Here is a 26,274-nt window from a genome sequence, read left to right on the forward strand (position 1 = left end):
TCATGTTTTGGCTGAGCCACGCCGGCGCCTCCGGGCGTCTATGAGCATCTCCTGTACGTGCCGCAGCGGCTGGCCGTCCGCGTCCGTGCTGTGCCGGGTCCATTCGCCGTCCGGGCCCAGGTGCCAGGAGGACGTGAGGTCGGACATCCCGGTTTCCAGCATCCGGTCCAGGGCCGCGCGGTGGGCCGGGTCGGCGACCCTGACCAGTGCCTCGATACGGCGGTCGAGGTTGCGGTGCATCATGTCGGCGCTGCCGATCCACACCTCGGGCTCGCCGCCGTTGCCGAAGGCGAAGACCCGGGAGTGCTCCAGGAAGCGGCCGAGGATCGAGCGGACCCGGATGTTCTCCGAGAGCCCGGGGACCCCGGGGCGCACCGCGCAGATCCCGCGGACCCAGATGTCGATGGGGACCCCCGCCCGGGAGGCCCGGTAGAGCGAGTCGATGAGCGCTTCGTCGACGATCGAGTTCATCTTCAGGCGCACGGAGGCGGGACGGCCGGACCGGTGGTGGTCGGCCTCCTTGTCGATGCGCGCTATCAGGCCGTCGCGCAGCGAGCGCGGCGCCACCATCAGGCGGCGGTAGGTCTCGCGGCGCGAGTAGCCGGACAGCCGGTTGAAGAGGTCGGAGAGGTCCGCGCCGACCTGCGGGTCGGCGGTGAGCAGGCCGAGGTCCTCGTAGAGGCGCGCCGTCTTGGGGTGGTAGTTGCCGGTGCCGACGTGCGCGTAGCGACGCAGCGTGTCGCCCTCCTGGCGGACGACGAGCGACAGCTTGCAGTGGGTCTTGAGGCCGACGAGGCCGTAGACGACGTGGCAGCCGGACTCCTCCAGCTTGCGCGCCCACTTGATGTTGGCCTGCTCGTCGAAGCGGGCCTTGATCTCGACCAGTACGAGGACCTGCTTGCCGGATTCGGCGGCGTCGATCAGGGCGTCCACGATCGGGGAGTCGCCGGAGGTGCGGTAGAGCGTCTGCTTGATCGCGAGGACGTCCGGGTCGGCGGCGGCCTGCTCCAGGAAGGCCTGCACCGAGGTGGAGAAGGAGTCGTACGGGTGGTGCAGCAGGACGTCCCGCTCGCGCAGGGCGGCGAAGATGTCGGGCGCGTGCGCGGACTCGACCTCGGCGAGGTCCCGGTGGGTGCCGGCGACGAACTTCGGGTACTTCAGCTCCGGCCGGTCCAGGGAGGAGATCCCGAAGAGGGCGGTCAGGTCCAGCGGGCCGGGCAGCGGGTAGACCTCGGAGGCGTTGACCTTCAGCTCCTGGACGAGGAGGTCCAGGACGCCGGGGTCGATGGACTCCTCGACCTCCAGGCGGACGGGCGGGCCGAAGCGGCGCCGCATGAGCTCCTTCTCCAGGGCCTGGAGGAGGTTCTCGGCGTCGTCCTCCTCCACCTCCAGGTCCTCGTTGCGGGTCACGCGGAACATGTGGTGCGCGAGCACCTCCATGCCGGGGAACAGCTCCTCCAGGTGCGCGGCGATGACGTCCTCCAGCGGGACGTAGCGCTGCGGGGAGGCCTCCAGGAAGCGGGAGAGGAGGGGCGGGACCTTGACGCGGGCGAAGTGGCGGTGGCCGCTGACGGGGTTGCGTACGACGACGGCCAGGTTGAGGGAGAGGCCGGAGATGTACGGGAAGGGGTGCGCGGGGTCCACGGCCAGCGGGGTGAGCACCGGGAAGATCTGGTTCCGGAACAGCGTGAAGAGGCGGGCCTGCTCCTTCTCGGTGAGGTCGGGCCAGCGGATGAGGTGCACGCCCTCTTCGGCGAGGGCCGGGGCGATGTCCTGCTGGAAGCAGGCGGCGTGCCGGGCCATGAGCTCGCGCGAGCGGGTCCAGATCAGGTCCAGGACCTCACGGGGCTGGAGGCCCGAGGCCGAACGGGTGGCGACGCCGGTCGCGATGCGGCGCTTGAGGCCGGCGACGCGGACCATGAAGAACTCGTCGAGGTTGCTCGCGAAGATCGCGAGGAAGTTGGCGCGCTCGAGGAGGGGGGTGGTGGGGTCCTCGGCGAGCTCCAGCACGCGCTCGTTGAAGGCGAGCCAGCTGCGCTCCCGGTCGAGGAAGCGGCCCGGGGGGAGCTCGCCGGCGTCCTTGTCCTCGTAGGCGTCCAGATCGGCGTCGAGGTCGGGATCGAGGTCGATGTGGGGGCGGTGGGCGGAGATCGACCCCAGACGTGCGGGGGTGGCGCCGTTCGCTGCCGCGGCGGGGTGAGACGGGTGCTGGGCGGGGACCTCGGTGGGGCCGGCGCTGGGCTGGTGGCTCATGACTCCATTCTTCCGCGCGCGCGGGAGGACAGGCGCGTCGGAAGTGTCGGCCGTCAGTCGGAGGCGGGGCTGCCGGGGCTGCATGGGGGGAGAGTCGCAAGCGCGTCTTAATGCCCGGTGAATGGCGCGTGGCTTCCCGGCTCCGGATCTGCGGCCGGGGGTGCGGGCGCGGCCCGATCCCCGGGGCCCCGCCCCGGACCCCGCGGCTCAAGCGCCGGCGGGGCTGGGTTTGGCTGCCTGAGTGCGCGGGTGCGGCTTCAGGATCGGGGCTCCGCCCCGGGCCCCGCGGCTCAAGCGCCGGCGGGGCTGGGTTTGGCTGCCTGAGTGGGCTGGTGCGGCTTCAGGGTCGGGGCTGCGCCCCGTGCCCCGCGCCCCAAGCGCCGGAGGCGCTGGATGTGGCCGCCTGAGTCCGCGGGTGCGGCTCAAAGACCGGGGCTCCGCCCCGTACCCCGCTCCTCAAACGCCGGAGGGGCTGGATTCAGGCGCCGGCGGCTGGATTGCCCGGAGGGCAATTTCAGCCCCGCCGGCGTTTGAGGCGCCGCCGGAGGCAAAACCGGGCCCGCCGGTGTTTGAGGCGCGGGGGCCGGGGCGGAGCCCCGGAGCATGGTGGGGGCCGGGCGGGGCCGGGTGTAGTCCGGTCAGCTTTCCGTGCGGTACATCAGGTCCACCTCGTGGGTCGTGAAGCCGAGGCCCTCGTAGACGGCGAGGGCCGCCGGGTTGTCGGCGTCGACGTAGAGCATCGCCGTCGGGAGCCCGGAGTCCGCCAGGTGGCGCAGGCCGATGGACGTCAGGGCCTTGCCGAGGCCGCCGCCCTGGACGCCCGGGCGGACGCCCAGTACGTAGACCTCGCCCAGCTGTTCCTCCCGGTGGACCTTGGTCCAGTGGAAGCCCACCAGCTCGCCCTCCCGCTCCGCGAGGAAGAAGCCCTTCGGGTCGAACCACGGCTGCGCGATCCGGTCGTTGAGGTCCCGCTGGGTCAGCGAGCCCTGCTCGGGGTGGTGGGCGAAGGCGGCCGCGTTCGCCGCGAGCCAGGCGGCGTCGTCCGCCCCGGGGACGAAGGTGCGGATGGTGACCTCGGGAGGGAGGACCGGCTCCGGCAGCGGGGCGGCTTCCGTGCCCAGGGGCCTGCGGAGCTGGCGCAGTTCGCGGAACAGGGTCAGGCCCAGCACCTGGGCGAGGTGCCGGGCGGCCGATTTGCCCCCGTGTGCCCAGACCCGGATCCGCTTTCCGGAGGCGGCCAGCAGGGCCGTGCCCAGCGCCCGCCCGTGGCCGCGCCCGCGCAGCGCCGGGTGGATGACCAGCTCGGCGGCCGGGGCCTCCACCGGGTCGGTGTCCTCCAGTTGCCCGTATCCGGCGAGGCGGCCGCCGTCGGTGAGCAGGAAGTGCCGGATGCCCTCCCGCGGCCCGCCGCGCAGCTGGAGCCGTCCCTGCTCGGAGACGGCGGTGGTGCCGTCGGTGCGCGCCGCCTCCTCGATCAGGGCGAGCACTGCCGCGGCCTGTTCTTCCGTCAGCTCGTCGAGGGTCTGAATCTGCCGTCCCGGCTCCAGGGCCGCTGCTGCGTCAGTCATGTCACGAGCCTACGACCGTCGCGGGCACCCGGAGGGGGCGGGCGCGGAGTCGGTCCGTCTTCTGCACGTAACCAGCTCGATACCCGTTCCCCCCTGTCGTGCTACGCGCGTTGACAATAGGCTGCGGCGGACCTCCCATGCAGTATCGCTGTCCACAAAGGGGATTAAATGTCAGCGACGCCACAACGGCACCGCCGAGCCCGCCGGTTGACCTTCACCGCCCTCGCCGTCACGGCCGGGGCCGGGGCGATGGTCGCCGCCGCCCTGCCGGCCGGAGCCGCGAGTGGTGGCGGTCCCGGCGGCAAGAGCCGGACCGTCGACGTGCAGATGCTGTCGTTCAACGACTTCCACGGCACGCTGGAGCCCCCGCAGGGCTCCTCCGGCAGCGTGACCGAGCGTCAGGCCGACGGCACCACCAAAGCCATACCCGCGGGCGGGGTCGAGTACCTCGCGACCGGCCTGCGCGAGGCCCGCAAGGGCCACGAGTACTCCGTCACCGCCGCAGCCGGTGACATGATCGGCGGCAGCCCGATGCTGTCCGGGCTCTTCCACGACGAGCCGAGCGTCGAGGCGCTGAACAAGCTCAAGCTGGACGTCACGAGCGTCGGCAACCACGAGTTCGACGAGGGCAAGACCGAGCTGCGCCGCATGCAGTACGGCGGCTGCCACCCGGTCGAGGGCTGTTTCGAGTACGGCAAGGAGTTCACGGGCTCCGAGTTCAAGTACCTCGCCGCGAACGTGACGGACGAGAAGACCAAGCGTCCGCTGATGTCGCCCACCTTCATCTGGAAGAAGGGGGACGTGAAGATCGGTTTCATCGGCGTCACCCTGGAGGGCACTCCGGACGTCGTCACCGCCGAGGGCGTCAAGGGCCTCAAGTTCGGCGACGAGGTCGAGACGATCAACAAGTACGCCGCCGAGCTGAACAAGCAGGGCGTGAAGTCGATCGTCGCGCTGATCCACGAGGGCGGCCTGCCCGCGAGCGGCGCGTACAACTACGACTGCAACGTCCCGGGCGCCGGCGCCGGCATCTCGGGCGCGATCGTGGACATCGCCAAGAACGTGGACCCGAAGGTCGACGCCCTGGTGACCGGCCACACGCACCAGGCGTACTCGTGCAACATCCCCGACCCGGCGGGCAACCCGCGCACGGTGACCTCGGCCGCCTCCTACGGCCGGCTGTTCACGGACACCACGCTCACCTACGACCGCCAGACCAAGGACATCGTCCGTACGCCGGTGACCTCGCCGAAGCCGGTCAACAAGCTGGTCAGCCGGGACGTGCCCAAGGCCCCCGACATGACCGAGCTGATCGACCGGTGGAAGAAGCTGGCGGCCCCGGTCGCCAACCGTCCGATGGGTTACATCTCCGCCGACATCGCGGGCCGCGGCTCGGAGTCCCCGGAGAAGCCGCTCGGCGACCTGATCGCCGACGCGCAGCTGGAGGCCACGGCCCCCGCCGACAAGGGCGGCGCGCAGCTGGCCATCATGAACCCGGGCGGCATCCGTGCCGACCTGGCCTACAAGGCCGCGGGTGACGAGGGCGACGGCGTCGTGACGTACGGCGAGTCCTACACGGTTCAGCCGTTCAACAACCTGATGAACATCGTGGACCTGACCGGCGCGCAGCTGATCACCGCGCTCCAGCAGCAGGTCAGCGGTACGGTCAACGGCCCGAACCCGAAGATCCTCCAGGTGTCGAAGGGCTTCACCTACACCCTGGACATGACGAAGACGGGCGCGGACCGCATCGTCGTGGACTCGGTGAAGCTGAACGGTGCGGCGATCGACCCCGCCAAGACCTACCGCGTCGCGATGAACGAGTTCCTCGCGGGCGGCGGTGACGGCTTCACCGTCCTGAAGGAGCACAAGAACAAGCTCGTCGGCGTGCCCGACCTGGACGCCTTCAACGCCTACCTGGCCAAGTCGACGGCGGCGGCCCCGATCGCCCCGCCGGCGGCCGACCGCATCACCGTCGTCAAGTAGGACGACGGACGCGACCCCGAGGGGGGGGGGGGGCCCGGGGGCCGCCGCCCCCAGCTCCCGTTCCGCGGGCGGCGCCCCCCCGCCCCCCGCCGGCGCCCCCCCCCAACCCGGGCCTAACGTCGCCCCCGGGCCCCCCCCCCGGGGGGGGGGGGGGCCGGGGGCCCCCCCCCCCCCTCCTCCGTTCCCGCGTCACAGGCCGGCGAGGAACGTCCCGACGGCCGCGTGGAAGGCGTCCGGTCGGGTGAAGGGCACGAAGTGGTCCCCGTCCAGGGGGATGTACGAGGTTCCCGGGCGCCGGGCGACCATCGCGTCGGCCGTGGCCTGCGGGAGGGGTGCGCTGCCGGTGGCGTGGATCAGCACGGCGGGGCAGTGGCTGCCGAGCCAGGCGTCCCAGTGGTCGCCGCGCGCCCCGGCGATGGCGTCGAGCATGTCCTGCGGGTGGTACGGGAGCCGCCAGCCGCCGTCGGGCAGCGGGCGCAGGGCCTGCGCGACGAACTGCGAGCCGATCGGGCCGGCCGCCTCCAGGAGTTCCTCGCGGGTGGCCGCGGTGTGGCGCATGGTGTGCAGGAACTCGAACCCGGCGGGCGCCCGCCCTGGCTCGGGGGCTCCGGTGAGGGGGACCTCGATGGTGGAGTCGACGTTGATGAGGGCGCCGACCCGGTCGGGGTGCCCGGCCGCCAGGTGCGTGGCGGTGATGCCGCCCAGCGAGTAGCCGAGGACGGTCACCGGGTCGTGCAGGCCGAGGTGGTCCAGGAGGGCGAGGGCGTCGGCGACGAACCCCTCGGTGCGGTAGTGCGGGGCGCGGTCGGAGTCGCCGTGGCCGCGCTGGTCGGGGGCGATGACGCGCCACTCGCCGCCGAGGGCCTGGGCCAGGCCGATGAAGGCGCCGCCTTCGGAGAGCCCGCCGTGCAGGGCGAGCAGGGGGCGGCCGGTGCCGCCGGAGTCCAGGTAGGACAGGGTGCGGTCGTCGATCTTCAGTTCGTGGCGCATGGCGTCTCCCCGTTGGTTCCTCGGCCTCGCGGCTTCCGGTGGCTTCAGCCTGCCAGGAGTTGGGCGCTTGCGCAATACGGTTGTCTTGGGCGCTTGCCCAAGAAGAGGGCGCGGCTACGATCGCCGCATGGGAAATCGCGAGGACCTGCTGGCCGGAGCGCGCCGCTGCCTGGAGGAGAAGGGGTACCTGCGCACGACCGTGCGCGACATCGCCACGGCCTCGCAGGTGAGCATGGCGGCGATCGGCTACCACTTCGGATCGCGCGAGGCCCTGCTCAACCAGGCGCTCTTCGCCGCGATGGAGGAGTGGGCCGCGGGCTCCGGCCGCCTCGCCGGCCAGGGCGACACGCCGGGGGAGCGGTACGCCGACACCTGGGACCGCAAGATCCGCGACTTCGGCGAGATGCGCTGGCTGTGGCTGGCCTCCGTCGAGGCCTTCGTGCACGCGCAGTCGGCGCCCGAGCTGCTCGCGATCCTGGCCGAAGGCCAGCGCCGGAACCGGCGGGTGGTGGCCGCGGCGCTGCGCGGGGTCCCCGAGAGCGAGGTGTCCGAGGAGGACGTACGGGCCCTCGGCTCGATGCACATCGCGCTGCTGAGCGGGGTGATGGTGCAGACCCTGACCGACCCGGGACAGGCACCGACCGGGGGTGAACTCCTCCAAGGGCTGCGCACGATGGTCGAGTTGCTCGAAAGCTGACCGCTACCGACGGGTAGTAAAGGCTGCTTCCGCACGCCATAATCCGGTCCCACCACTGGGTCGGCAAAGGGGCGGGCATGGGCGTGGCATCGGCTACGGGCACGGGCACGGACGCGGGAACGGCTACGGCTGCGGACGCGGGCACGGCGGCGAGAACGCGCCCCGGCGCGGGCCCGGGCCTGGGCCGGCGCGGCTTCCTGGCCGGCGCCCTCGCCGCGGGCACGGCCATGGCGTTCGGCGCCGCGGCGGCCGCCCCGGCCTCCGCGCGGACCCTCGGCACGCAGGACTGGATGGCCGGCCTGGCCGACTCCACCGCCCTCCAGCGCATGACCATCCCCGGCACCCACGACTCCGGCGCCACCAAGGGCGGCCTCTACGTGGCCTGCCAGAACACCTCGATCGCCCAACAGCTCGACTCGGGCATCCGCTTCCTCGACGTCCGCTGCCGGGTCACCGGCGGCTCGTTCGCCATCCACCACGCGGCGTTCTTCCAGGACCTGATGTTCGGCGACGTGCTCGTCGCCTGCGCGAACTTCCTCGCCGCGCACCCCTCCGAGACCGTCCTGATGCGGGTCAAGCAGGAGTACTCCACGGACGGCGACGCCACCTTCCGCGCCGTCTTCGACGACTACCTGGACCACCGCGGCTGGCGCCCGCTGTTCCGCATCGCCGACACCCTGCCGAACCTCGGGCAGGCCCGCGGCAAGGTGGTCCTCCTCGCCGACAACGGCGGGCTGCCGGGCCTGCGCTACGGCGACGGCAACGTCTTCGACATCCAGGACGACTACAACACCGAGCCCTTCGCCAAGCGCGGCCGGATCGAGAACCACTTCCGCAAGGCCGTCCAGCAGCCCGGGAAGCTGTTCGTGAACTACACCAGCACCGCCGCCTACATGCCGCCGCGCTGGAACTCCGACCGGCTCAATCCGCAGGTGCACGCCTTCGTCGACGGCGGGGAGCTGGCCGGCCGGGCCGGGCTCGGGATCGTCCCGATGGACTTCCCGAACACCCGCTCCGGCCTGGTCGCCTCACTGATCCGGCACAACTGACGGCCCGCCCGGCGGCAGCGTCGGCGCGCCCGGGAAGCGGAGCACCGCCTCCGTCCCCGGGCCGCCGTCCGCTGCCGCCCGCAGCTGCGCGCTGCCGCCCGCGCGCTGCACCGTACGGGCCACGATGGACAGGCCCAGGCCGCTGCCGGGCAGGGCGCGGGCCTGCGGGGAGCGCCAGAACCGCTCGAAGACGTGCGGGAGTTCCTCCGCCGGGATACCCGGCCCGTGGTCCCGGACGGCCAGCTCCCCCGCCCGCAGCGTCACCGTGACCGCGCCGCCGGGCGGGCTGAACTTCACCGCGTTGTCGAGGACGTTGACCACCGCGCGCTCCAGGGCGGCCGCCTCGCCCCGTACGTACCAGGGCTCCAGGTGGGCGGTGAACTCCAGCTCGGGGCCGCGCAGCCGGGCCCGGGACAGCGCGCTCCCGGCGATCTCGTGCAGGCCCACCACGCCCAGCGGGCCGTGCGGGACGGCGTCCGGGCGCGACAGCTCCTGGAGGTCCCCGATCAGCGCGGCGAGCTCCGTCATCTGCGCCTTGACGGAGGCCAGCAGCTCCTTGCGGTCCTCGGGCGGGATGGCCCGGCCGGTCTCCTCGCTGCGCGCGAGCAGCTCGATGTTCGTACGGAGCGAGGTGAGCGGGGTGCGCAGCTCGTGCCCGGCGTCGGCGATCAGCTGCGCCTGCCGCTCCTGGGAGGAGGCGAGGGAGGCCGTCATGGAGTTGAAGGACCGCGACAGGCGGGCGATCTCGTCGTCGCCCTCGTCGGGGATCCGCACGGTGAGGTCTTCGGTGCGGGCGATGTGCTCGACGGCGTCGGTCAGTTCGTCGACGGGCCGCAGTCCCGTACGGGCCACCCAGAGGCCGGCCGCGCCGGCGCCGACGACTCCGACGGCGGAGACGAAGAGCAGCACCCAGGCCAGGGTGGACAGGGGCTTGTCGACATCGGCGAGCGGCTTGGCGACGGACAGTGCGGCGGGCTGCCCCTGCAGGAGGGCGGGCTGGGTGTAGACGCGGACGGGAGTGCCGTCGGACGTGGTCGCGTCGTAGAGGACGGGGCCCCGCCGGCGCTGGGCGACCTCCAGGTCGGTGTCGGTGACCTGGAGGGTGCTCCGGCCGTCGACCCAGCAGTGGCCGCCGTTGGGCAGCACGATCTGCACCTGCGCGCTGAGGTTGTTGGAGGGCCGCTCCGGCAGGGCGGCGCCGGCGACGCAGCCGAACGCCTTGTACACCTGGTTGGCCTGGGCCTCGGCGTTGGTGGCGCGCAGCGTGCTGTCCAGCTGGTCGCGGAGCTGGCTGCGCACCATCACCCAGGACACGGCGGCCACGGCCGCCACGGCCAGCGCCACCGCCACCGTGACCAGCAGCGCCAGGCGGGAGCGCAGCGGCAGCGCGCGGAATCTGGCGGCCGGGCTCACTCGGGACCGCTCTCGCCGGCCCGCAGCACGTAGCCGACCCCGCGCACGGTGTGGACCACGCGCGGCTCGCCGCCCGCCTCGGTCTTGCGGCGCAGGTACATCACGTACACGTCCAGGGAGTTGGAGCTGGGCTCGAAGTCGAAGCCCCAGACGGTCTTGAGGATCTGCTCGCGGGTGAGGACCTGGCGGGGGTGGGCGAGGAACATTTCCAGGAGCGTGAACTCGGTCCGGGTCAGTTCCACCTGGCGCCCGGCCCGGGTGACCTCCCGGGTGGCGAGGTCCATGCGCAGGTCGCCGAAGGTCAGCGCGTCCTCGTGGCTGTCGGCGCCGGGCCGCGGGGCGGCGTAGGAGCTGCGGCGCAGCAGGGCGCGGACGCGGGCGAAGAGCTCGTCCAGCTCGAAGGGCTTGACGAGGTAGTCGTCGGCGCCCGCGTCGAGGCCGGTGACGCGGTCGCCGACGGTGTCGCGGGCGGTGAGCATCAGGACCGGGGTGACACTGCCCGCGGAGCGCAGCCGCCGGGCCGCCGTCAGACCGTCCATCCGGGGCATCTGGATGTCCAGGACGATCAGGTCGGGGGCGTACGAGGCCGCCTTGTCGAGGGCGTCGAGCCCGTCGACCGCGGTCTGCACGGCGTACCCCTCGAAGGCGAGGCTGCGGCGCAGGGCCTCACGGACGGCCGGCTCGTCGTCGACGACGAGGATGCGCGCTTCGCCTTCGGCGGGATGCATGGACGGTTCCTCCATGGTGGTCGTGACGTTGCCTCCAGCGTCGCACGGTCCCCTGTCAGAACCGGTTGTCGAAGCCGCCGGTGGAGCCGCTGCCCGTGTCGGTGCCGCCGCTGCCGCCGCTGCCGCCCGAGCCCGTGCCGCCGGGGCCGCCCTTGCGGAGGGAGTCCAGGTCGGCCTTGATCGTGTTGACCGGGATGGCGAAGCCGAGGCCGACGCTGCCGGCGGTGGAGTTGCCGGAGGAGGGGGAGTAGATCGCGGAGGGCATGCCCACGACCTCGCCGTTCATGTTGAACAGGGCGCCGCCGGAGTTGCCGGGGTTGAGGGAGGCGTCCGTCTGGATGGCCTTGTACGAGGCCGTGTCGTTGCCGGTGTTCCCGTTGAACTGCTGGCCGTTGAAGGAGAACGGCCAGCCGTCGCCGCCGCGCTGGGGGGACTGCCGGGTCTCCGGCTTGGACACGTTCACCTCGCGGTTCAGCGCCGAGACGATGCCGCTGGTGACCGTGCCGGTGAGGCGGTCGGGGGAGCCGATGGCGACGACCTGGTCGCCGACCTTGACGTTGTCGGAGTTGCCGAGGGCGGCGGGCTTGAGGCCGCTCGCGCCCTGGAGCTTGATGAGGGCGAGGTCCTTGTCGGGGTCGGTGCCGAGGACCTTGGCGGTGTACTTCTTGCCGTCGCTCATCGTCACCTGGATCTCGGAGGCGCCGGCGACGACGTGGTTGTTGGTGACGATCTCGCCGTCGGCGGTGACGACGATGCCGGAGCCGGTGCCCTGGCCGGAGGCGGTGCGGGTGTCGATGCGGACGACGGAGGGGCTGTTCTGCTCGGCGACGCCGGAGACGGTGCCGTTGCTGGACTGGGAGACGTTGGTGCCGTTGACGCCGCCGGAGCCGGTGCCGTTGTGGGCGCCCGTCAGCTGCTGGACGGCCGCGGCCGTGCCGCCGCCGACCACGGCCGCGGCGAGGGCGACGGCGGCCAGCAGCGCGACCGGCCGCTTGGCGCGGGGGGCCGGGGCGGCCGCGTGGGCCGGGCCCTGGGCCCGGGGCGCCTCGGGGACCGTCTCGCCCCGGATGACCGGGGGCTGGTGCGCCTCGTGCCACCCGGGAGCGGGCGGGTACACGGGCGGCGGCGGGTACGCCCCGGCCGGGCTGTTCTCCTGCGGGTACTCGCCTTCGCGGCGGAAGCTCTCGGTCATGGCTACGACTCTCGCCGCCGATGATGAGAGCTTCCTGAATCCGACCTGAGAAGCCCGACAGAACCGCGTATGCCCGATATAAACCTCAGGCTCCGGCGGACATCGGAGCCCCGGGAGGCCGGGCCGCAGGGGAGTTCGGCGGGGGCCGGGAGGGTGGGCTGCCGACCGCCGGAGGCTAGCGGCAGCCGCAGGAGCGGCGGATGACCAGGGCCGAGGGGAACTGCTTCAGGCGCTCGCGGCGCGAGCCAGCCACCCGCAGGCCGTCGTCCAGGACGAGGTCCACCGCCGCGCGGGCCATCGCCGGCCGGTCCGAGGCGATCGTGGTGAGGGGCGGGTCCGTCAGGGCCGCTTCCTTGACGTCGTCGAAGCCGGCCACCGCCAGCTCGCCGGGGACGTCGATGCGCAGCTCACGGGCGGCCCGCAGCACGCCGATGGCCTGGTCGTCCGTGGCGCAGAAGATCGCCGTCGGCCGGTCGGGCCGGGCCAGGACCTCCAGGGCCACCCGGTACGCGTCGTAGCGGTTGTACGGGGCCTCGATGAGCCGGCCCTCGGTCGAGCGCCCGGACTCCTGCATGGCGCGGCGCCAGCCCTCGACGTGGTCGGCCACCGGGTCGCCGACCGAGGGGGTGTTCTCGATGCCGCCGATGCAGGCGACGTACTCGTGGCCGTGCTCCAGCAGGTGCCGCGTGGCGAGCTGGGCGCCGCCGATGTCGTCGGTGACCACCGCGACGTCGTCGAGAGCCTCGGGCCGCTCGTGCAGCAGCACCACCCGCGCGTCCCACGCCTCGATCTCCGTGGCGGCGCGCTCGCTCATGCCCTGGCTGACCAGGATCAGGCCCGAGACCCGCATGCCGAGGAAGGCCCGCAGGTAGTGGACCTCGCGCTCGTCCCGGTAGTCGGAGTTCCCGACCAGCACCATCTTTCCGCGCTCGGCGGCGGCCTGCTCGACCGCGTGCGCCATCTCCGCGAAGAACGGCTGGCGGGCATCGGGGACGATCATGCCTATGAGATCGGTGCGCCGCGAGGCCATCGCCTGGGCGACCCGGTCCGGGCGGTAGCCCAGCTCCTTGATCGCGGCGAGGACACGCTCGCGCGTGGCCGGGGCAACCGGCCGGGGTCCGTTGTTGATGACGTACGAGACGACAGCGGTCGAAGTACCCGCCAGTCGCGCTACGTCATCCCGCGTCACCTTGGCCACGCGCGAAGTCTACGCGGGGTGACCTACCTCTGGGCAGGGCGTCCTGCCGAGTGGACGATCACAGGCTCTTCGGCCGTCCGGGTGACGGCCTCCGCGGCCTTCGCGGCCGCCTGCGCCGCGGCCTCCGCCGCCGCCCGCTCGACCTTCTCCGGCGTCACGAAGCGGTAGCCGACGTTACGGACCGTACCGATCAGCGACTCGTGCTCGGGGCCGAGCTTGGCGCGCAGCCGCCGTACGTGGACGTCCACCGTCCGGGTGCCGCCGAAGTAGTCGTAGCCCCAGACCTCCTGCAGCAGCTGGGCGCGGGTGAAGACCCGGCCGGGGTGCTGCGCGAGGTATTTGAGCAGCTCGAACTCCTTGAAGGTCAGATCCAGGACCCGGCCCTTCAGCTTCGCGCTGTACGTCGCCTCGTCGACCGACAGGTCGCCGTTGCGGATCTCCATCGGGGAGTCGTCCGAGCCGAGCTGCTGGCGGCCGGTGGCCAGCCGCAGCCGCGCCTCGACCTCGGCCGGGCCGGCGGTGTCCAGGAGGACGTCGTCGATGCCCCAGTCGGCGGTGACGGCCGCGAGGCCGCCCTCGGTGACCACGAGGAGGAGCGGGCAGCCGGGCCCGGTGGAGCGCAGCAGCTGGCACAGCGAACGCACCTGGGGCAGGTCGCGGCGGCCGTCCACGAGGATGACGTCGGCACCCGGGGTGTCCACGAGGGCCGGGCCCTCGGCGGGGGCCACCCGGACGTTGTGCAGCAGCAGGCCGAGGGCGGGCAACACCTCGGTGGACGGCTGCAGGGCGTTGGTCAGCAGCAGGAGGGAGCTCATGCCCGACCACCCCGCCCGGTTCCCGTCGGCAGGTCGAACACGGTTCGCTGGTCCATCACGTCGGTTCCTCCTCGGTCCCGTCGAGGACATGCGTGGTTCTGCTTCGTACGTGTGCTGCGCGGCCTCCGCCCGGTCCCCGCGCCCTGAGGTCCGGATGGATACCACTGTTCTCGGTTCGTTCAACGTGCTGAAAGCACAAAAGGACCCGGGGGCAACGTTGCCCGGATCCTCTTCGCAGCAGAATAGCCCACCGGCCCTTTCCCGGCCGAGGCTTCTTCCGCTCCCTCTTCTGTGGTTCCTGCCACGCCCTCTTCCAGCGTATGCCCCGGTTTCATGCGATCGGTGGACCCCCTGCGGCGCACCCGGGCGTACCCGGGGCGCGCGGAGGCACGCCGGAGCGGTGGGTGGGAGGGGTCATCATGGAGGCCGACGGTAGAGAGCCGACGATAGGAGCTGCAGTGGCAACCGGAACCATCCGCTACTGGGCGGCGGCCAAGGCCGCGGCCAAGACGGCGGAGGAGCCGTACTCGGCGCGGACACTGGCCGAGGCGCTCGACGCCGTGCGGGAACGCCACCCCGGGGAGCTGAGCCGGGTCCTGCTGCGCTGCTCCTTCCTCGTGAACGACGAGCCCGTGGGCAAGCGCCCCCACGATGCCGTCCTGCTGACCGAGGGGGGCACCGTCGAGGTGCTCCCGCCGTTCGCGGGCGGGTGAGCCGATGAGCACTCCCGAGGAACAGCAGCAGCAGCAGCAGTACGAACAGCAGCACCAGCAGCAGCAGGACCCGTACGGGACCCAGACCTGGCAGTCCGACACCTGGGACACCGGCTACCAGCCCGTGCAGCCCCCGCTGGGCGGGGTGCCGGGTCAGCCGGTCGCGCCCGAGGGGTGGTTCCGGGACGAGGTCCAGGCTCCGGCCGCGCAGGCTCCCGCTCCGGCGCAGGACTGGTCGCACCCGGCCCCGGCGGCCGAGCAGACCGCGTACCTGCCGCCGTACCAGGAGCAGGCCCCCGCCCCGGCTCCGGCCGCGGCGCCGGAGGGGTGGTTCCGGGACGAGGTCCAGGCTCCGGCCGAGCAGACCGCGTACCTGCCGCCGTACCAGGAGCAGGCCCCCGCCCCGGCCCCGGCTGCTCCGGACGGGTGGTTCCGCGACGAGGCCCAGGCCCAGGCCCCGGCCCCGGCGCCTGACTGGTCGGCGGCCGAGCAGACCGCCTACCTCCCGTCGCAGGCCGCCCCCGCCGCCCCGGCGGAGGAGACCGCCTACCTGCCGCCCGTGCAGCCCCTGCCGGAGGCGGCCGCGCCCGCCGCCGAGGAGGAGCCCGCCTGGTCCCCTCCCACCCTCGCCGGCAACACCCTGCGCGCCGTCGACCCGGCGCAGGCCCGCGCCGAGGGCCGGTCGCCGATCATCGACCCCGGTCCGCAGTCGGCCATACTGACCGCCGCCCTGGGGATCCTGCTCGCCGCGGCCGCGGCGGTCGGGCACCTCGCGCTCGTCGTGCCGCTGGTCGCCCTCCAGGGGCTCACCGCGGCCGGCTGGTTCCGCCTCAACGGCATGTGGCCGGCCCGCCAGGGCATCGCCCTCGCCTTCGCCGGAGCACTCGTCGCGGACGTGGCCGTGCTCGCCGTGGACGAGGGGTACGGCCCCGGCGCGATCATCGGGACCCTCGGGGCCTGGGTGCTGCTCACCCTCGTGCTCCAGCTGCGCAGCCACGCCGACCCCGACGAGCGGATGTACGGCCTGATGGCCTCGGTGGCCTCCGCCGCCCTCGCCATCGTCTGCGCCGGATACCTGGCCGCGGACATCCGCGCCGTCACCGTCGGCGCGGCCTCCGTGGCCGTCGCCGTCTTCGCCCGCGCGCTGCCGCTGCCCACCGCTCCCTCGGTCGGCGTCTCGCTGGCCGCGGCCGCCGGTGCGGGCATCGCGGTCGGCGGGCTGGCCGGCGTCGGCGTGGGCGGGGCGCTGATCGGCCTCGTCGCCGGGGTGTGCGCCCTGGTCGGGCTGCGCGTGGCGGCGTACGACTACCCGTCGAAGTTCGTCCACATGACGGCCGGTGTCGCGCTGCCGCTGGCGGCCGCCGCGCCCGCCGTCTACCTGATGGGCCGGGTGGTGGCCTGACGGCCCCTTGACGGCCGTCCGTGGTCCACTTGATCGCACGTACCGACTAGTAGGGGGAGGGCACGTGCGTTTTCTGCGTGTCGTTGTGATCATCGGAGTGGTGCTGGGGGCGATCTTCGTCGGAGTGGACCGCTGGGCCGTGAGCTACGCCGAGAACCGGCTGGCCGGCCGGATCCAGGCCCGCCAGGGGCTGGCCGGCAGCTCGGAGGTGGACATCCACGGGTTCCCGTTCCTGACGCAGGCGCTCAGCCACGACCTCGACCGCGTCGACCTGAAGCTCCGGGGCGTCGAGGTGATGGCGGACGGCCGCAAGACGCGCCTCTCCGAGCTCGACGCGAGCTTCCGCGGCGTGGCGCTGAACGGGGACTACAGCCGCGGCACCGCCAAGACCGCGACGGGCACCGGGCTCATCACGTACGGGGACCTCTCGGCGGCCTCGCAGACCGGCGCGACCCTCTCCTACGGCGGCGCGCCGGGCAAGGTGAAGGTGACGGCGGGCGTGGACGTCCTCGGCCGGACGCTGACCCGCAGCGTGGTGTCCACCATCACCCTCGAGGACACGAAGGACGGCAAGGGCGGCAAGATCGTCCGCGTGCGGGCCGACGAGGTGCCGGGCGAGGGCATTCCCGGACTGGAGAAGCTGGTCCGCAAGAAGACCGACTTCGACCGCACCCTCGACAGCGGTCTGCCGGCCGGGCTCCACCTCTCGGCCCTGACCTCGGACGAGACCGGCGTGCACCTCACGCTGGACGGCTCGAACGTGGTGATGGCCGGATCGTGAGACGACGCGGTCCGATCCGCAGGAGGACGGGCCGTACGAGGGGCTCCCGGGGCGGCGCGGCGGCCGCCCACGGAGCACGGGTCCCAGTATGCGGACGATCCCGTCTCGGAATATGACACGCCGGTGACAGGGCGGCCGATTCGTCCCTACGATCCATGGCTATGAAGCATCAGCAGGCGGACCTCACGAAGCGGCGGGCAGTAGACCTGTGTCGCGTCGCCGCCATGCTCTGTCGATCCATGTGACATGTGAGCGCATCCGCTCCATCAGCCAGCCGGACGACGGCTTTTTCCCCGCGTGGCGTACCCGCCTCCTGATCCCTGACGCCTCCCCGCGCAGGACCTGCGAGCGCACCCGGACGCACGCACGCAGCACCCCGCAGCACCAGCACCCACCAGCTGGACCAGCACAGCCCCGCCGCACACTGCCCCGGAGGAGAACACCATGAGCCGCAGCGACGTCCTCGTAGACGCCGACTGGGTCGAGGCCCACCTGAACGACGCCAACGTCGTCATCGTCGAGGTGGACGAGGACACGTCCGCCTACGACAAGAACCACATCACCAACGCCGTCCGGATCGACTGGAAGACCGACCTCCAGGACCCGGTCCGCCGCGACTTCGTGGACCAGGAGGGCTTCGAGAAGCTCCTCTCCGCCAAGGGCATCTCCAACGACGACACCGTCGTCCTCTACGGCGGCAACAACAACTGGTTCGCGTCCTACGCCTACTGGTACTTCAAGCTGTACGGCCACCAGGACGTCCGCCTGCTCGACGGCGGCCGCAAGAAGTGGGAGCTCGACTCCCGCGACCTGGTCGACGGCAAGGACGTCCCGAACCGCCCGGCCACCGAGTACAAGGCCAAGGCCCAGGACACCTCCATCCGCGCCTTCCGCGACGACGTCGTGGCCGCGATCGGCGCCCAGAACCTGGTCGACGTCCGCTCGCCCGACGAGTTCTCCGGCAAGCTGCTCGCCCCGGCGCACCTCCCGCAGGAGCAGTCGCAGCGCCCCGGCCACGTGCCGAGCGCCCGCAACATCCCGTGGTCGAAGAACGCCAACGACGACGGCACCTTCAAGTCCGACGAGGAGCTGACCGCCCTCTACCAGGAGGAGCAGGTCGACCTGGCGAAGGACACCATCGCCTACTGCCGCATCGGTGAGCGCTCCGCGCTCACGTGGTTCGTGCTGCACGAGCTCCTGGGTCAGGAGAACGTCAAGAACTACGACGGCTCGTGGACCGAGTACGGCTCGCTCGTCGGCGTGCCGATCGAGCTCGGCGCCAACAAGTAATCAGCGGGCACGCGACGCCCTCGCAGTAGACGTACGACCTCTCTAGGACAGGACAGAGAACATGTGTGGAGCACAGATCGGCGGGCCCGACCTCTCGACGCTCAAGCCCGGTGAGACGGCCATCCAGGGCCAGGTCACCAAGAACGGCGAGCCGGTGTCCGGCTACGTCCGCCTGCTGGACTCGACCGGCGAGTTCACCGCCGAGGTCCCGACCTCGGCGACCGGCCAGTTCCGCTTCTACGCGGCCACCGGCTCCTGGACGCTGCGGGCGCTGGTCCCGGGTGCCCAGGCGGACCGCGCCGTCGTGGTCGCCGAGGCCGGCGGCGTGACGGACGTGGCGATCGCGGTCTGAGCTCCGACCGTGTGATTGCCTGATCGAACGGCCGAAGGGCCGCACCCCCGGGGGTTGGACGCCACTGGATCGGGGTGCGGCCCTTCGTGCCGTCCACCGCCGGCTCTACGCTGAAGGCATGTACGCGCGGCGCCGACGCGCTTATTTCTGGCTCATGGGCGGATGCCTGTTCCTCTTCGTCTCCGCCTGGTCCTTCGTGCGCCTGTTCTCGGTCGAGGCGGCCGTGGCCCTGTGCGTGGTCGCCATGGTCATCCCGCCCGTCGCCGCGATGGTCGCGAACCGGCGAGGCCCCGACGACCGCTGGTGGGACGACCCCTCGGGGGACCCGAAGTCCGACGAGTGGTGGGACGAACTGGACGGAAAGCGGCGTCACGAGGATTGAAACGCCGTGAGATAAAAATGTAATAAGGGTTCGTACAACCAGTCCCCGCCAGGGCGGGTCATGGGTACGCGCGGGTAGACGAATCCGCGCCTCCAGGCCTGTGGGGGGACTTCCTTGGAACACGAACACACCATCCCCGAGCAGCGGGAAGAGGGGGAGCTCGCGGCTCCCGACCCCGCTGCCGGTGCCGATGCCGCTCCCGCCGCCGAGGGCGCCGCGCGCCGCCGGGGCCGTACGACGCTCCTGATCGCCGGCGCGGCCGTCCTCGGCGTCCTCGCCGGGACGATCACCGGCTACGCGGTCCAGTACGACCGGGCCCCGACCCCGCTGCAGCCGCTGGCGCAGCGGAACATCGCCGTGCAGCCACCCGTCGCGCCGAACGACGCGACCACCCGCCGCTCCGTCAACGCCAACCGGTGGGACAAGGCGGAGGAGGACCTCGCCAAGAAGCTGCTGGAGGCCCCGGGCGGCGCGAAGGACGGCTACTCCGGATACCAGTCGCTGGACGAGTTCGCGGCGGACTACTACGAGTCCCCCGACCGCGGCTTCGACTCCATCGCCCAGAAGGTGCGGCGGATCGCCACGGCGGGCTGGCAGCAGGGCGAGCACGATTTCATCGAGATCCGGCTGCTCCAGTTCCAGGACCAGGGCTCGGCCAAGAAGTACCAGGAAGGCCAGTCCTCCTACCAGGAGGAGGAGAAGCGCGCGGGCAACGACGGCTTCGCGCTGCCCGGCGTACCCGACGGCTACGGCCGCGGCTGGCTCTACAAGCCGAAGACGAAGGAGGGGTACCTCCCGCTGCGCCAGGCCCGGGCCATCCTCCGGCGCGGGGACATCGTCATGGACGTCGAACTCACGAACAACACGGGTGACGTCTCCCAGGCCGAGATCACCGATCTGGCGAAGCGACAGATGGAGCGGCTGTGACCGAGCAGCAGAACAACGACGCCGTGACCGGTCCGGCGCCGGAGCAGGACGCACCGGTCTCCGCGCGCCCGCCGCGCAGGGCGAACCGCAGGACGCTGGCCCTGGTCGCGGGCGGGCTCGGCGTGGTCGTCCTCGCGGGCGGCGGTTTCTGGGCCGCCGGCAGGATCGACGCGGCCGACCGGACCTCCCCGACGCGCTACTGGGTACCGGAAGGCCCCCGGCCGACCACCTCGGCGACCCCGGTGCCGACCGTGCCGCCCAACGAGCTCACGGGCAAGCTGCTGCCGGTCCCCGCGAGCTACGAGCTCGGCCCCGACCTGGAGGACGAGGGCAACGACTTCTACGTGTCGGGCGAGCGCGCGGTCCAGGCCCTGAAGGACGCCCGTACGGGACTGTCCGCGGCCGAGCGCGCCGAGCGGGACAAGGCCGTGGCCGATCTGAAGCTCAAGGGCGTGGCCGGTCGCAGCTACACCCTCTCGTACGCCGGCCCGATCACCGAGATCGAGCTCACGCAGGCGGACCCGCAGGCACTCGGCACGTTCGCGGAGGTCAACAAGAAGCTCCTCGACGTCCTCGTGGCGCTGGGCGAGAAGAAGAACGAGGCGCCCGCCGTCGAGGGGTTCCCGCAGGCCAAGTGCGTCCTGCTGGACATCGTCGAGGAACGGCCCGGAGCGGCGAAGAAGCCCGAGACGATCGAATCCCTCGACTGCGTGGCCGTCGAGGGCGACGTGCTGGTGACCTTCCGTTCGTACGGTCCCCGGCACCGGTTCGACGTGAAGACGGCCGTCGACCTGTTCACGAAGCAGCTGAAGCACCTGAAGTCCCCCGGGGAGTCCGTGTGACCGAGCAGAACACCACCGACGCCGCACCCGCCGAGGGACGCGACCTCGTGGCGGAGCCCGTGGCCGAGCCCGCCCCCGAGCCCGTGGCCGAGCCGGTGCCGGCCGCGCCGAAGGACCGCCGGAAGCTCTTCGCCGCGCTGCGCTGGACCGCCGCCGTCCTCGTCTTCGCCGCCGTCGGCGCGGGCACCGCGTACGGGGTCGTCCAGCCGGAGCGGACCAGGATTCCCGGACTGTCCACGCTGCCCGACGGCCGCTGGACCTACCCGCAGCTGGCCAAGCCCGAGCTGCCGGCCGGAGCCCCGCTGCCCGGCGCCACGGACAACCCGGACGGCACGCACTACGCCGCCCTGAGCGGCCTGCTGCTCCCGGCCCCCGAGGGATCCCGGCCCGACGACGTCGTCAAGGCGGACAAGGACGGGAAGGTGGAGCCGGACGCCTTCCTGGAGGAGTACGCCCCCGACGACCGGCCGAAGCTCAAGCAGGGCTTCGAGTACGAGGGGCTGCGTCAGATCACCGGCCGGTCCTGGACCATGCCCGACGGCACGCGGACCCGCGTCTACCTGCTGCGCTTCCACTCCTCCAGCTTCGTGGACGCCTTCCGCGGCTGCGGCCTCGACACCCGGCTGACCGGCGCCCCCTCGCTCTCGGTCGACCTGACGTGGAGCAAGACCAAGGCGGCGCAGTCCGTCGACGTCGGATCGGGCGGCAAGAGCTCCAGCGAAATCAGCCTCTACGAGGAGGCCAAGCCCTTCGGGGACGAGCAGGTCCGCCTCGGCTGCGTGCAGATGGGTGACGTCCAGGCGGTGATCGTCCAGTCCCGCAAGGGCGGGCTGCCGATCATCCCCTTCCACCAGACGGTGATCCTCCAGAGCCAGCTGCTGGGCTGAGGGCCGTCCGGCCGACCTCACAGAGTGCGCCGGTCCCCGGGCCAGTAGGCTTGGGGACCGGCCCCGTACAGCCCCGATACGAATTCCGAGGAGCACCCCGTGCTTGAGGCAGTCTTCACCTCCCTGCTGGTCCTGGTCTGCGTCGGCGTCCTCGCCTTCACCGGCCTGGCCGTCAAGAAGCTGTACCAGGGTCAGCGCTGAGCGTCCGCCCAGCCGACCGCCCCGGAACCCCTCCCACAGATCGCCTGAGCAGCCATTCATGATCCAGATCCCGTCCGACCTGAACCCGGGCCTCGTCCCCCTCGCCTTCCTCCTCGGCAACTGGGAGGGCGCGGGCGTCTTCGACTTCCCGGGTGAGGAGAAGTGCAACTTCGGCCAGGAGGTCGTCTTCAGCCACGACGGCCGGGACTTCCTGGAGTACACCTCCCGCACCTGGGTCCTCGACGCCGAGGGCAACAAGGTGCGGCCGCTGGAGTCCGAGTCGGGCTACTGGCGCATCGACAAGGACCGCAAGGTCGAGGTCGTCATGGTCCGCGACCAGGGCGTCATCGAGGTCTGGTACGGGGAGCTCGCCGACCAGAAGCCCCAGATCGACCTGGTCACCGACGCGGTCGCCCGCACCGCGGCCTCCGGCCCGTACAGCGGCGGCAAGCGGCTCTACGGCTACGTCAAGAGCGACCTGATGTGGGTCGGCGAGAAGGCCACCCCCGACGTCGAGCTGCGCCCGTACATGTCGGCCCAGCTCAAGAAGGTCGTCACCCCGGAGGAGGTCGCCGAGATGGCGCGCAACCTCCCGGACATGCCGGACGACGGCATCGCCTTCTTCCGCTGATCGATCGCCCGATCACCGGACCTGCCGTATACGGGAAGGGGACCGCGGGAGCACCCGCGGTCCCCTTCGCGCGCTTACACTGGCGGCGTGGTCAGCACCGAGAGCACCGACTGGAAGAGTGACCTGCGGCAGCGCGGATACCGGCTGACACCGCAGCGCCAGCTCGTGCTGGAAGCGGTCGACGCGCTGGAGCACGCCACCCCGGACGAGATCCTCGCCCAGGTGCGCAAGACCGCCTCCGGGGTCAACATCTCCACCGTCTACCGGACGCTGGAGCTGCTGGAGGAGCTGGGGCTCGTCTCGCACGCCCACCTCGGGCACGGGGCCCCCACCTACCACCTCGCCGACCGGCACCACCACATCCACCTGGTCTGCCGCGACTGCGGGGACGTCATCGAGGCGGACGTGGACGTCGCCGCCGAGTTCACCGCGAAGCTCCGTACGACCTTCGGGTTCGAGACCGACATGAAGCATTTCGCGATCTTCGGGCTGTGCAAGAAGTGCGCGGCCAAACAGCGTGCCGCCCAGCCGTAGCCGGGTCGTACGCTTGGTCCCATGACCAGCAGCCCCTTGCTCCATCATCCCGGCGCCGTGCAGGCCGAAGGCCGTGACGAGGGCGTCGCCGCCCACTACGGAGAGCTGTACGGCGAACAGCGCGCCCTCGCGGACGGGCGCGGCTTCGTCGACCTCTCGCACCGCGGAGTCGTCACCGTCACCGGACCGGAGCGGCTGAGCTGGCTGCACCTGCTGCTCACCCAGCACGTCACCGAGCTGCCGGCCGGGCAGGCCACCGAGGCGCTGATCCTCTCCGCGAACGGGCACATCGAGCACGCGCTCTACCTCGTCGACGACGGCGAGACCACGTGGGCGCACGTGGAGCCGGGCACCCAGGGGGAGTTGATCGCCTACCTGGAGTCCATGAAGTTCTTCTACCGCGTCGAAGTCGCCGACCGCACCGAGGAGTTCGCGGTCGTGCACCTGCCGGCCGGCTCCATCACCGAGGTCGCCAAGGAGCTCGTCGTACGGGAGACCGCGCACGGCCGCGACGTCTTCCTGCCCCGTGGCGAGCTGGAGGCCTTCGCCGCCGCGCACGGGCCGGCCGCCGGGCTCCTCGCCTACGAGGCCCTGCGCGTGGAGGCGCACCGGCCGCGCCTCGGCCTGGAGACCGACCACCGCACGATCCCGCACGAGCTGGGCTGGATCGGCACCGCCGTCCACCTCCAGAAGGGCTGCTACCGCGGCCAGGAGACGGTGGCCCGCGTCCACAACCTGGGGAAGCCCCCGCGCCGCCTGGTCTTCCTGCACCTGGACGGCTCCGAGGTGGTGCTCCCGGCGCACGGCGCCCCCGTCCGGCTCGCCGCGGACGGGGAGGAGGGCCGCCAGCTGGGCTTCGTCACCACCGCCGTACGCCACCACGAGCTCGGCCCGATCGCCCTCGCGCTGGTCAAGCGGAACGTCCCGGTCGATGCCCCGCTGCTGGTGGGCAACACGGCCGCCGCCCAGGAGGTCGTCGTAGCGCCGTGACGCCCGCGCGCTAGATGTCGACGACGATGGTGAACGGGCCGTTGTTGGTCAGCGAGACCCGCATGTCCGCGCCGAACCGGCCCGTCTCCACCGTCGCGCCCAGTGCGCGCAGCTGCGCCACGACCTCGTCGACCAGCGGCTCGGCCACCGCCCCGCCCGCGGCGGCGTTCCACGTGGGGCGCCGGCCCTTGCGCGCGTCCCCGTACAGCGTGAACTGGGAGATCACCAGCAGCGGCGCACCGTTGTCGCTGCAGGACTTCTCGCCCTCCAGGATCCGCACGGACCACAGCTTGCGGGCCAGCAGCTCCGCCTTCTCCGGCGTGTCGTCGTGGGTCACCCCCACCAGCACGCACAGCCCCTCGCCGACGATCTCGCCCACGGTCTCGCCGCCCACGACGACGCTCGCGCCGTCCACCCTCTGCACCACTGCTCGCATACCACCTGTGTACCAGGACTGCACCCGTCCGGGGCCGATCGGGTGGAGTGGGACTGCATCGGGACCACGGAGAGTGGCACGATGCACGCAGGCGGTGCGGGTGCGCCGCACCGGTCGAGGGGACGGACTCGTTCGTATGAATACTTCTGGTACCTCCGTACCTGCATCACCCGCCGCGGTACGACCGCCCGCGCAGCGCACCGCCGAAGACCAGGGGACGCCGACGCCGGCCTTGGCGCTCGGGCTGCCCGAGCTGCGTGCGCTGCGCCGGGACGCGCAGCGCGACGAGGCCGATCTGAGCTACGTGCGCCGGCTGCTCCAGGGGCGCATCGACATCCTGCGGGCCGAGCTGGCCCGCCGGGCCGATCCCGAGGCGCCGGTGGTGGACCGGCTGTCGGAGATCCTCGCCGACGCGCCCTCCAGCCGCAGTGCCTCCGCCCGGCACGTCACGCTCGGCACCCCGCACGGGGAGGAGTACCGGCTGCTCGCCGCGGAGATGCTGGCCGACGTGGAGCTCTCGGACCTGGGCGCCCGTACGGACGGGGAGCTGTACGACGGGATGGGCCGGCTGGTCCGCTACGAGGAGCAGGTCTCGCGGCGGCGGCAGCAGCTGCAGCGCACGGTGGACGACTGCAGCGCGGAGATCACCCGGCGGTACCGGGAGGGCGAGGCCCAGGTGGACGACCTGCTGGCCTGAGCGCAGGGCGCAGGGCGCGGGGCGCGGGAAATTCGGGGGACTCGCGCGGACCGGGCGGTTAGCGTGGCCCGTTATGAGTGCTGACGTCCGGCCGATCGCCGAATCCGAACTCCCCGAGTGGATGGAGTCCCTGAACGCGGGGTTCCTGACCCCGGGCCGGGCAACGGAGTCCGACGTTGCCCAGCGCGCCAAGTACAGCGACTTCGCCCGCATCCAGGGCGCCTTCGACCCCGACACCGGCCGCTGCGTGGCGACCTTCCGCTCCTTCGCGCAGGAGCTGACCGTGCCCGGCGGCGCGGCCGTCCCCTCCAGCGCCGTCTCGAACGTCACGGTGCTGCCCACCCACCGCCGCCAGGGCCTGCTGACCCGGATGATGGCCAACGACCTCGCCGCCGCGAAGGCGCGCGGGGACGTGGTGTCGACGCTGATCGCCGCCGAGTACCCGATCTACGGCCGTTACGGCTACGGGCCCGCCGCCTCGCTCTCGGAATGGGAGATCGACGTCCCGCGGACCGGACTGGACCGGCGCCTGTCGCGGCCCGTGGACGGCGGGCGGATCGACCTGGTGGACGTGGCCGAGGTGCGCCGCGTGGGCCCGGAGCTGCACGAGCGGCTGCGCGCGGTCACGCACGGGGCGGTGAACCGGGACGAGCGCTGGTGGAACCTGACGACCGGCGCGGAGGAGATGTCGCACCGCCCGTACAAGGAGAAGTTCCAGGCCGTGTACCGGACGGAGGCGGGCGAGGTGGCCGGCCTGGCCGTCTACACCGCCGACGACCACTGGACGGACGCGAAGGTCCCGCTGAACACCGTGCAGGTCAGGGACCTGATCGCGGTCACCCCGCAGGCGGAGCGGGCGCTGTGGCAGTTCCTGTGCTCCATCGACTGGGTGCTGAAGGTGCGCACCGGCTACCGCGCCCCCGACGACCTCGTCGCGCAGCTGCTCCCCGACCCGCGCGCCGCCCGGCCGCTGGCCGCCGCGGACTTCCTGTGGGTGCGGCTGCTGGATGTCGTACGGGCGCTGCGGGCGCGGACGTACGCCGTGCCCGGGGTGCTCGTACTGGAGGTGACCGACGCGGCGGGGCTGGCGGACGGCCGCTACCGGCTCGACGCGGGCACGGGCGAGTGCACGCGGACGGAGGAGCCGGCCGACCTGCGGCTGGACGTGTCCGCGCTGGGCGCCCTGTACCTCGGCGACGAGTCGGCGGTGCGGCTGGCCGCGCTGGGCCGGGTGGCGGAGGAGCGGCCGGGGGCGGTCGCGCTGGCCGACGCCGTGTTCCGTACCGCGCGCCGGCCTTGGTGCCCGGACATCTTCTGATC

At 72.3% G+C, this 26,274-nt stretch carries 27 protein-coding genes; 18 read left to right on the forward strand and 9 right to left on the reverse strand.

From position 1 onward, the window contains the following. Together ACFTXQ_RS21195 and mshD are read right to left on the reverse strand one after the other, a co-directional pair. Nucleotides 1–2,253: an RNA degradosome polyphosphate kinase gene (locus tag ACFTXQ_RS21195; RefSeq protein WP_382642919.1), complete on the reverse strand. Its 2,253-nt coding sequence runs from the start codon at nucleotides 2,251–2,253 to the stop codon at nucleotides 1–3. Between the two features lie 638 nt (nucleotides 2,254–2,891). Continuing rightward, nucleotides 2,892–3,821 carry a mycothiol synthase gene (gene mshD / locus ACFTXQ_RS21200; RefSeq protein WP_382642921.1) on the reverse strand — a complete coding sequence of 310 codons (930 nt, stop codon included), beginning with the start codon at nucleotides 3,819–3,821 and terminating at the stop codon, nucleotides 2,892–2,894. Between the two features lie 168 nt (nucleotides 3,822–3,989). On the opposite strand from mshD, the gene ACFTXQ_RS21205 reads away from it, so the two are divergent. Then, a complete protein-coding gene (locus tag ACFTXQ_RS21205; protein WP_382642923.1) occupies nucleotides 3,990–5,807 on the forward strand; it encodes a bifunctional metallophosphatase/5'-nucleotidase in 1,818 nt (605 codons plus the stop codon). A 189-nt stretch (nucleotides 5,808–5,996) separates the two neighbouring features. Here ACFTXQ_RS21205 and ACFTXQ_RS21210 read toward each other — a convergent pair whose 3' ends face one another. Beyond that, nucleotides 5,997–6,797: an alpha/beta fold hydrolase gene (locus ACFTXQ_RS21210; RefSeq protein WP_382642925.1), complete on the reverse strand. Its 801-nt coding sequence runs from the start codon at nucleotides 6,795–6,797 to the stop codon at nucleotides 5,997–5,999. Between the two features lie 127 nt (nucleotides 6,798–6,924). On the opposite strand from ACFTXQ_RS21210, the gene ACFTXQ_RS21215 reads away from it, so the two are divergent. Together ACFTXQ_RS21215 and ACFTXQ_RS21220 are read left to right on the forward strand one after the other, a co-directional pair. Beyond that, complete coding sequence (locus tag ACFTXQ_RS21215) at nucleotides 6,925–7,494, forward strand: TetR/AcrR family transcriptional regulator (protein ID WP_382642927.1); 570 nt, start codon at nucleotides 6,925–6,927, stop codon at nucleotides 7,492–7,494. Between the two features lie 227 nt (nucleotides 7,495–7,721). Next, nucleotides 7,722–8,543, forward strand: a complete 822-nt coding sequence (locus tag ACFTXQ_RS21220; protein ID WP_382643052.1) for a phosphatidylinositol-specific phospholipase C — start codon at nucleotides 7,722–7,724, stop codon at nucleotides 8,541–8,543. Here the strand turns inward: ACFTXQ_RS21220 and ACFTXQ_RS21225 are convergent. From ACFTXQ_RS21225 to ACFTXQ_RS21245, 5 genes are all read right to left on the reverse strand, one after another. Next, nucleotides 8,523–9,956, reverse strand: coding sequence for a sensor histidine kinase (locus ACFTXQ_RS21225; RefSeq protein ID WP_382642929.1), 1,434 nt, complete (start codon nucleotides 9,954–9,956; stop codon nucleotides 8,523–8,525). The genes ACFTXQ_RS21220 and ACFTXQ_RS21225 overlap by 21 nt on opposite strands. Then, complete coding sequence (locus ACFTXQ_RS21230; RefSeq protein ID WP_382642931.1) at nucleotides 9,953–10,684, reverse strand: response regulator transcription factor; 732 nt, start codon at nucleotides 10,682–10,684, stop codon at nucleotides 9,953–9,955. The genes ACFTXQ_RS21225 and ACFTXQ_RS21230 overlap by 4 nt, the downstream gene beginning before the upstream one ends. Nucleotides 10,685–10,739: 55 nt before the next feature. Next, on the reverse strand, nucleotides 10,740–11,876 hold the full coding sequence (locus ACFTXQ_RS21235; RefSeq protein ID WP_382642933.1) for a S1C family serine protease: 1,137 nt from the start codon (nucleotides 11,874–11,876) through the stop codon (nucleotides 10,740–10,742). 175 nt (nucleotides 11,877–12,051) lie between these two features. Further along, nucleotides 12,052–13,074, reverse strand: a complete 1,023-nt coding sequence (locus ACFTXQ_RS21240; RefSeq protein ID WP_382642935.1) for a LacI family DNA-binding transcriptional regulator — start codon at nucleotides 13,072–13,074, stop codon at nucleotides 12,052–12,054. A 23-nt stretch (nucleotides 13,075–13,097) separates the two neighbouring features. After that, nucleotides 13,098–13,889, reverse strand: a complete 792-nt coding sequence (locus ACFTXQ_RS21245) for a response regulator transcription factor (protein ID WP_382642937.1) — start codon at nucleotides 13,887–13,889, stop codon at nucleotides 13,098–13,100. 458 nt (nucleotides 13,890–14,347) lie between these two features. Between ACFTXQ_RS21245 and ACFTXQ_RS21250 the strand changes: the two genes are divergently transcribed. From ACFTXQ_RS21250 to ACFTXQ_RS21310, 13 genes are all read left to right on the forward strand, one after another. Further along, nucleotides 14,348–14,602, forward strand: a complete 255-nt coding sequence (locus ACFTXQ_RS21250) for a MoaD/ThiS family protein (RefSeq protein WP_382642939.1) — start codon at nucleotides 14,348–14,350, stop codon at nucleotides 14,600–14,602. A 4-nt stretch (nucleotides 14,603–14,606) separates the two neighbouring features. Then, nucleotides 14,607–16,004: a hypothetical protein gene (locus tag ACFTXQ_RS21255; RefSeq protein ID WP_382642941.1), complete on the forward strand. Its 1,398-nt coding sequence runs from the start codon at nucleotides 14,607–14,609 to the stop codon at nucleotides 16,002–16,004. 64 nt (nucleotides 16,005–16,068) lie between these two features. Continuing rightward, nucleotides 16,069–16,785, forward strand: a complete 717-nt coding sequence (locus tag ACFTXQ_RS21260; RefSeq protein ID WP_382642943.1) for a DUF2993 domain-containing protein — start codon at nucleotides 16,069–16,071, stop codon at nucleotides 16,783–16,785. A 161-nt stretch (nucleotides 16,786–16,946) separates the two neighbouring features. Beyond that, nucleotides 16,947–17,030, forward strand: a complete 84-nt coding sequence (locus tag ACFTXQ_RS21265; RefSeq protein WP_350206375.1) for a putative leader peptide — start codon at nucleotides 16,947–16,949, stop codon at nucleotides 17,028–17,030. Between the two features lie 199 nt (nucleotides 17,031–17,229). Further along, nucleotides 17,230–18,075: a sulfurtransferase gene (locus ACFTXQ_RS21270; RefSeq protein ID WP_382642945.1), complete on the forward strand. Its 846-nt coding sequence runs from the start codon at nucleotides 17,230–17,232 to the stop codon at nucleotides 18,073–18,075. Between the two features lie 61 nt (nucleotides 18,076–18,136). Then, nucleotides 18,137–18,427: a DUF1416 domain-containing protein gene (locus tag ACFTXQ_RS21275; protein WP_382642947.1), complete on the forward strand. Its 291-nt coding sequence runs from the start codon at nucleotides 18,137–18,139 to the stop codon at nucleotides 18,425–18,427. Nucleotides 18,428–18,545: 118 nt separating this feature from the next. Beyond that, nucleotides 18,546–18,809 (forward strand): DUF3099 domain-containing protein, encoded by a 264-nt coding sequence (locus tag ACFTXQ_RS21280; protein ID WP_382642948.1) that lies wholly within the window; start codon nucleotides 18,546–18,548, stop codon nucleotides 18,807–18,809. A gap of 114 nt (nucleotides 18,810–18,923) precedes the next feature. After that, nucleotides 18,924–19,736: a hypothetical protein gene (locus ACFTXQ_RS21285; RefSeq protein WP_382642950.1), complete on the forward strand. Its 813-nt coding sequence runs from the start codon at nucleotides 18,924–18,926 to the stop codon at nucleotides 19,734–19,736. After that, nucleotides 19,733–20,578, forward strand: a complete 846-nt coding sequence (locus ACFTXQ_RS21290) for a hypothetical protein (RefSeq protein ID WP_382642952.1) — start codon at nucleotides 19,733–19,735, stop codon at nucleotides 20,576–20,578. The genes ACFTXQ_RS21285 and ACFTXQ_RS21290 overlap by 4 nt, the downstream gene beginning before the upstream one ends. Continuing rightward, the gene (locus ACFTXQ_RS21295) at nucleotides 20,575–21,465 is read left to right on the forward strand and encodes a hypothetical protein (RefSeq protein WP_382642954.1); all 891 of its coding nucleotides are present in this window, start codon (nucleotides 20,575–20,577) and stop codon (nucleotides 21,463–21,465) included. The genes ACFTXQ_RS21290 and ACFTXQ_RS21295 overlap by 4 nt, the downstream gene beginning before the upstream one ends. A gap of 259 nt (nucleotides 21,466–21,724) precedes the next feature. After that, entirely contained in the window at nucleotides 21,725–22,297 is a 573-nt protein-coding gene (locus ACFTXQ_RS21300) for an FABP family protein (RefSeq protein ID WP_382642956.1), read from the forward strand. Nucleotides 22,298–22,384: 87 nt separating this feature from the next. Further along, on the forward strand, nucleotides 22,385–22,831 hold the full coding sequence (locus tag ACFTXQ_RS21305; RefSeq protein ID WP_382642958.1) for a Fur family transcriptional regulator: 447 nt from the start codon (nucleotides 22,385–22,387) through the stop codon (nucleotides 22,829–22,831). A gap of 21 nt (nucleotides 22,832–22,852) precedes the next feature. Then, nucleotides 22,853–23,821 (forward strand): YgfZ/GcvT domain-containing protein, encoded by a 969-nt coding sequence (locus tag ACFTXQ_RS21310; RefSeq protein ID WP_382642960.1) that lies wholly within the window; start codon nucleotides 22,853–22,855, stop codon nucleotides 23,819–23,821. 10 nt (nucleotides 23,822–23,831) lie between these two features. On the opposite strand, the gene dtd is transcribed toward ACFTXQ_RS21310, so the two are convergent. After that, nucleotides 23,832–24,257 carry a D-aminoacyl-tRNA deacylase gene (gene dtd, locus ACFTXQ_RS21315; protein WP_382642962.1) on the reverse strand — a complete coding sequence of 142 codons (426 nt, stop codon included), beginning with the start codon at nucleotides 24,255–24,257 and terminating at the stop codon, nucleotides 23,832–23,834. Between the two features lie 136 nt (nucleotides 24,258–24,393). Here dtd and ACFTXQ_RS21320 point away from each other — a divergent pair, with 136 nt between their 5' ends. Together ACFTXQ_RS21320 and ACFTXQ_RS21325 are read left to right on the forward strand one after the other, a co-directional pair. Further along, nucleotides 24,394–24,954, forward strand: coding sequence for an AmfC protein (locus ACFTXQ_RS21320; protein WP_382642964.1), 561 nt, complete (start codon nucleotides 24,394–24,396; stop codon nucleotides 24,952–24,954). A 73-nt stretch (nucleotides 24,955–25,027) separates the two neighbouring features. After that, the gene (locus tag ACFTXQ_RS21325) at nucleotides 25,028–26,272 is read left to right on the forward strand and encodes a GNAT family N-acetyltransferase (protein ID WP_382642966.1); all 1,245 of its coding nucleotides are present in this window, start codon (nucleotides 25,028–25,030) and stop codon (nucleotides 26,270–26,272) included. Nucleotides 26,273–26,274: the final 2 nt, after the last annotated feature.

Origin of the sequence: Streptomyces sp. NPDC057010, from assembly GCF_042673805.1 — a bacterium.
In the GTDB taxonomy this organism is placed as follows: domain Bacteria; phylum Actinomycetota; class Actinomycetes; order Streptomycetales; family Streptomycetaceae; genus Streptomyces.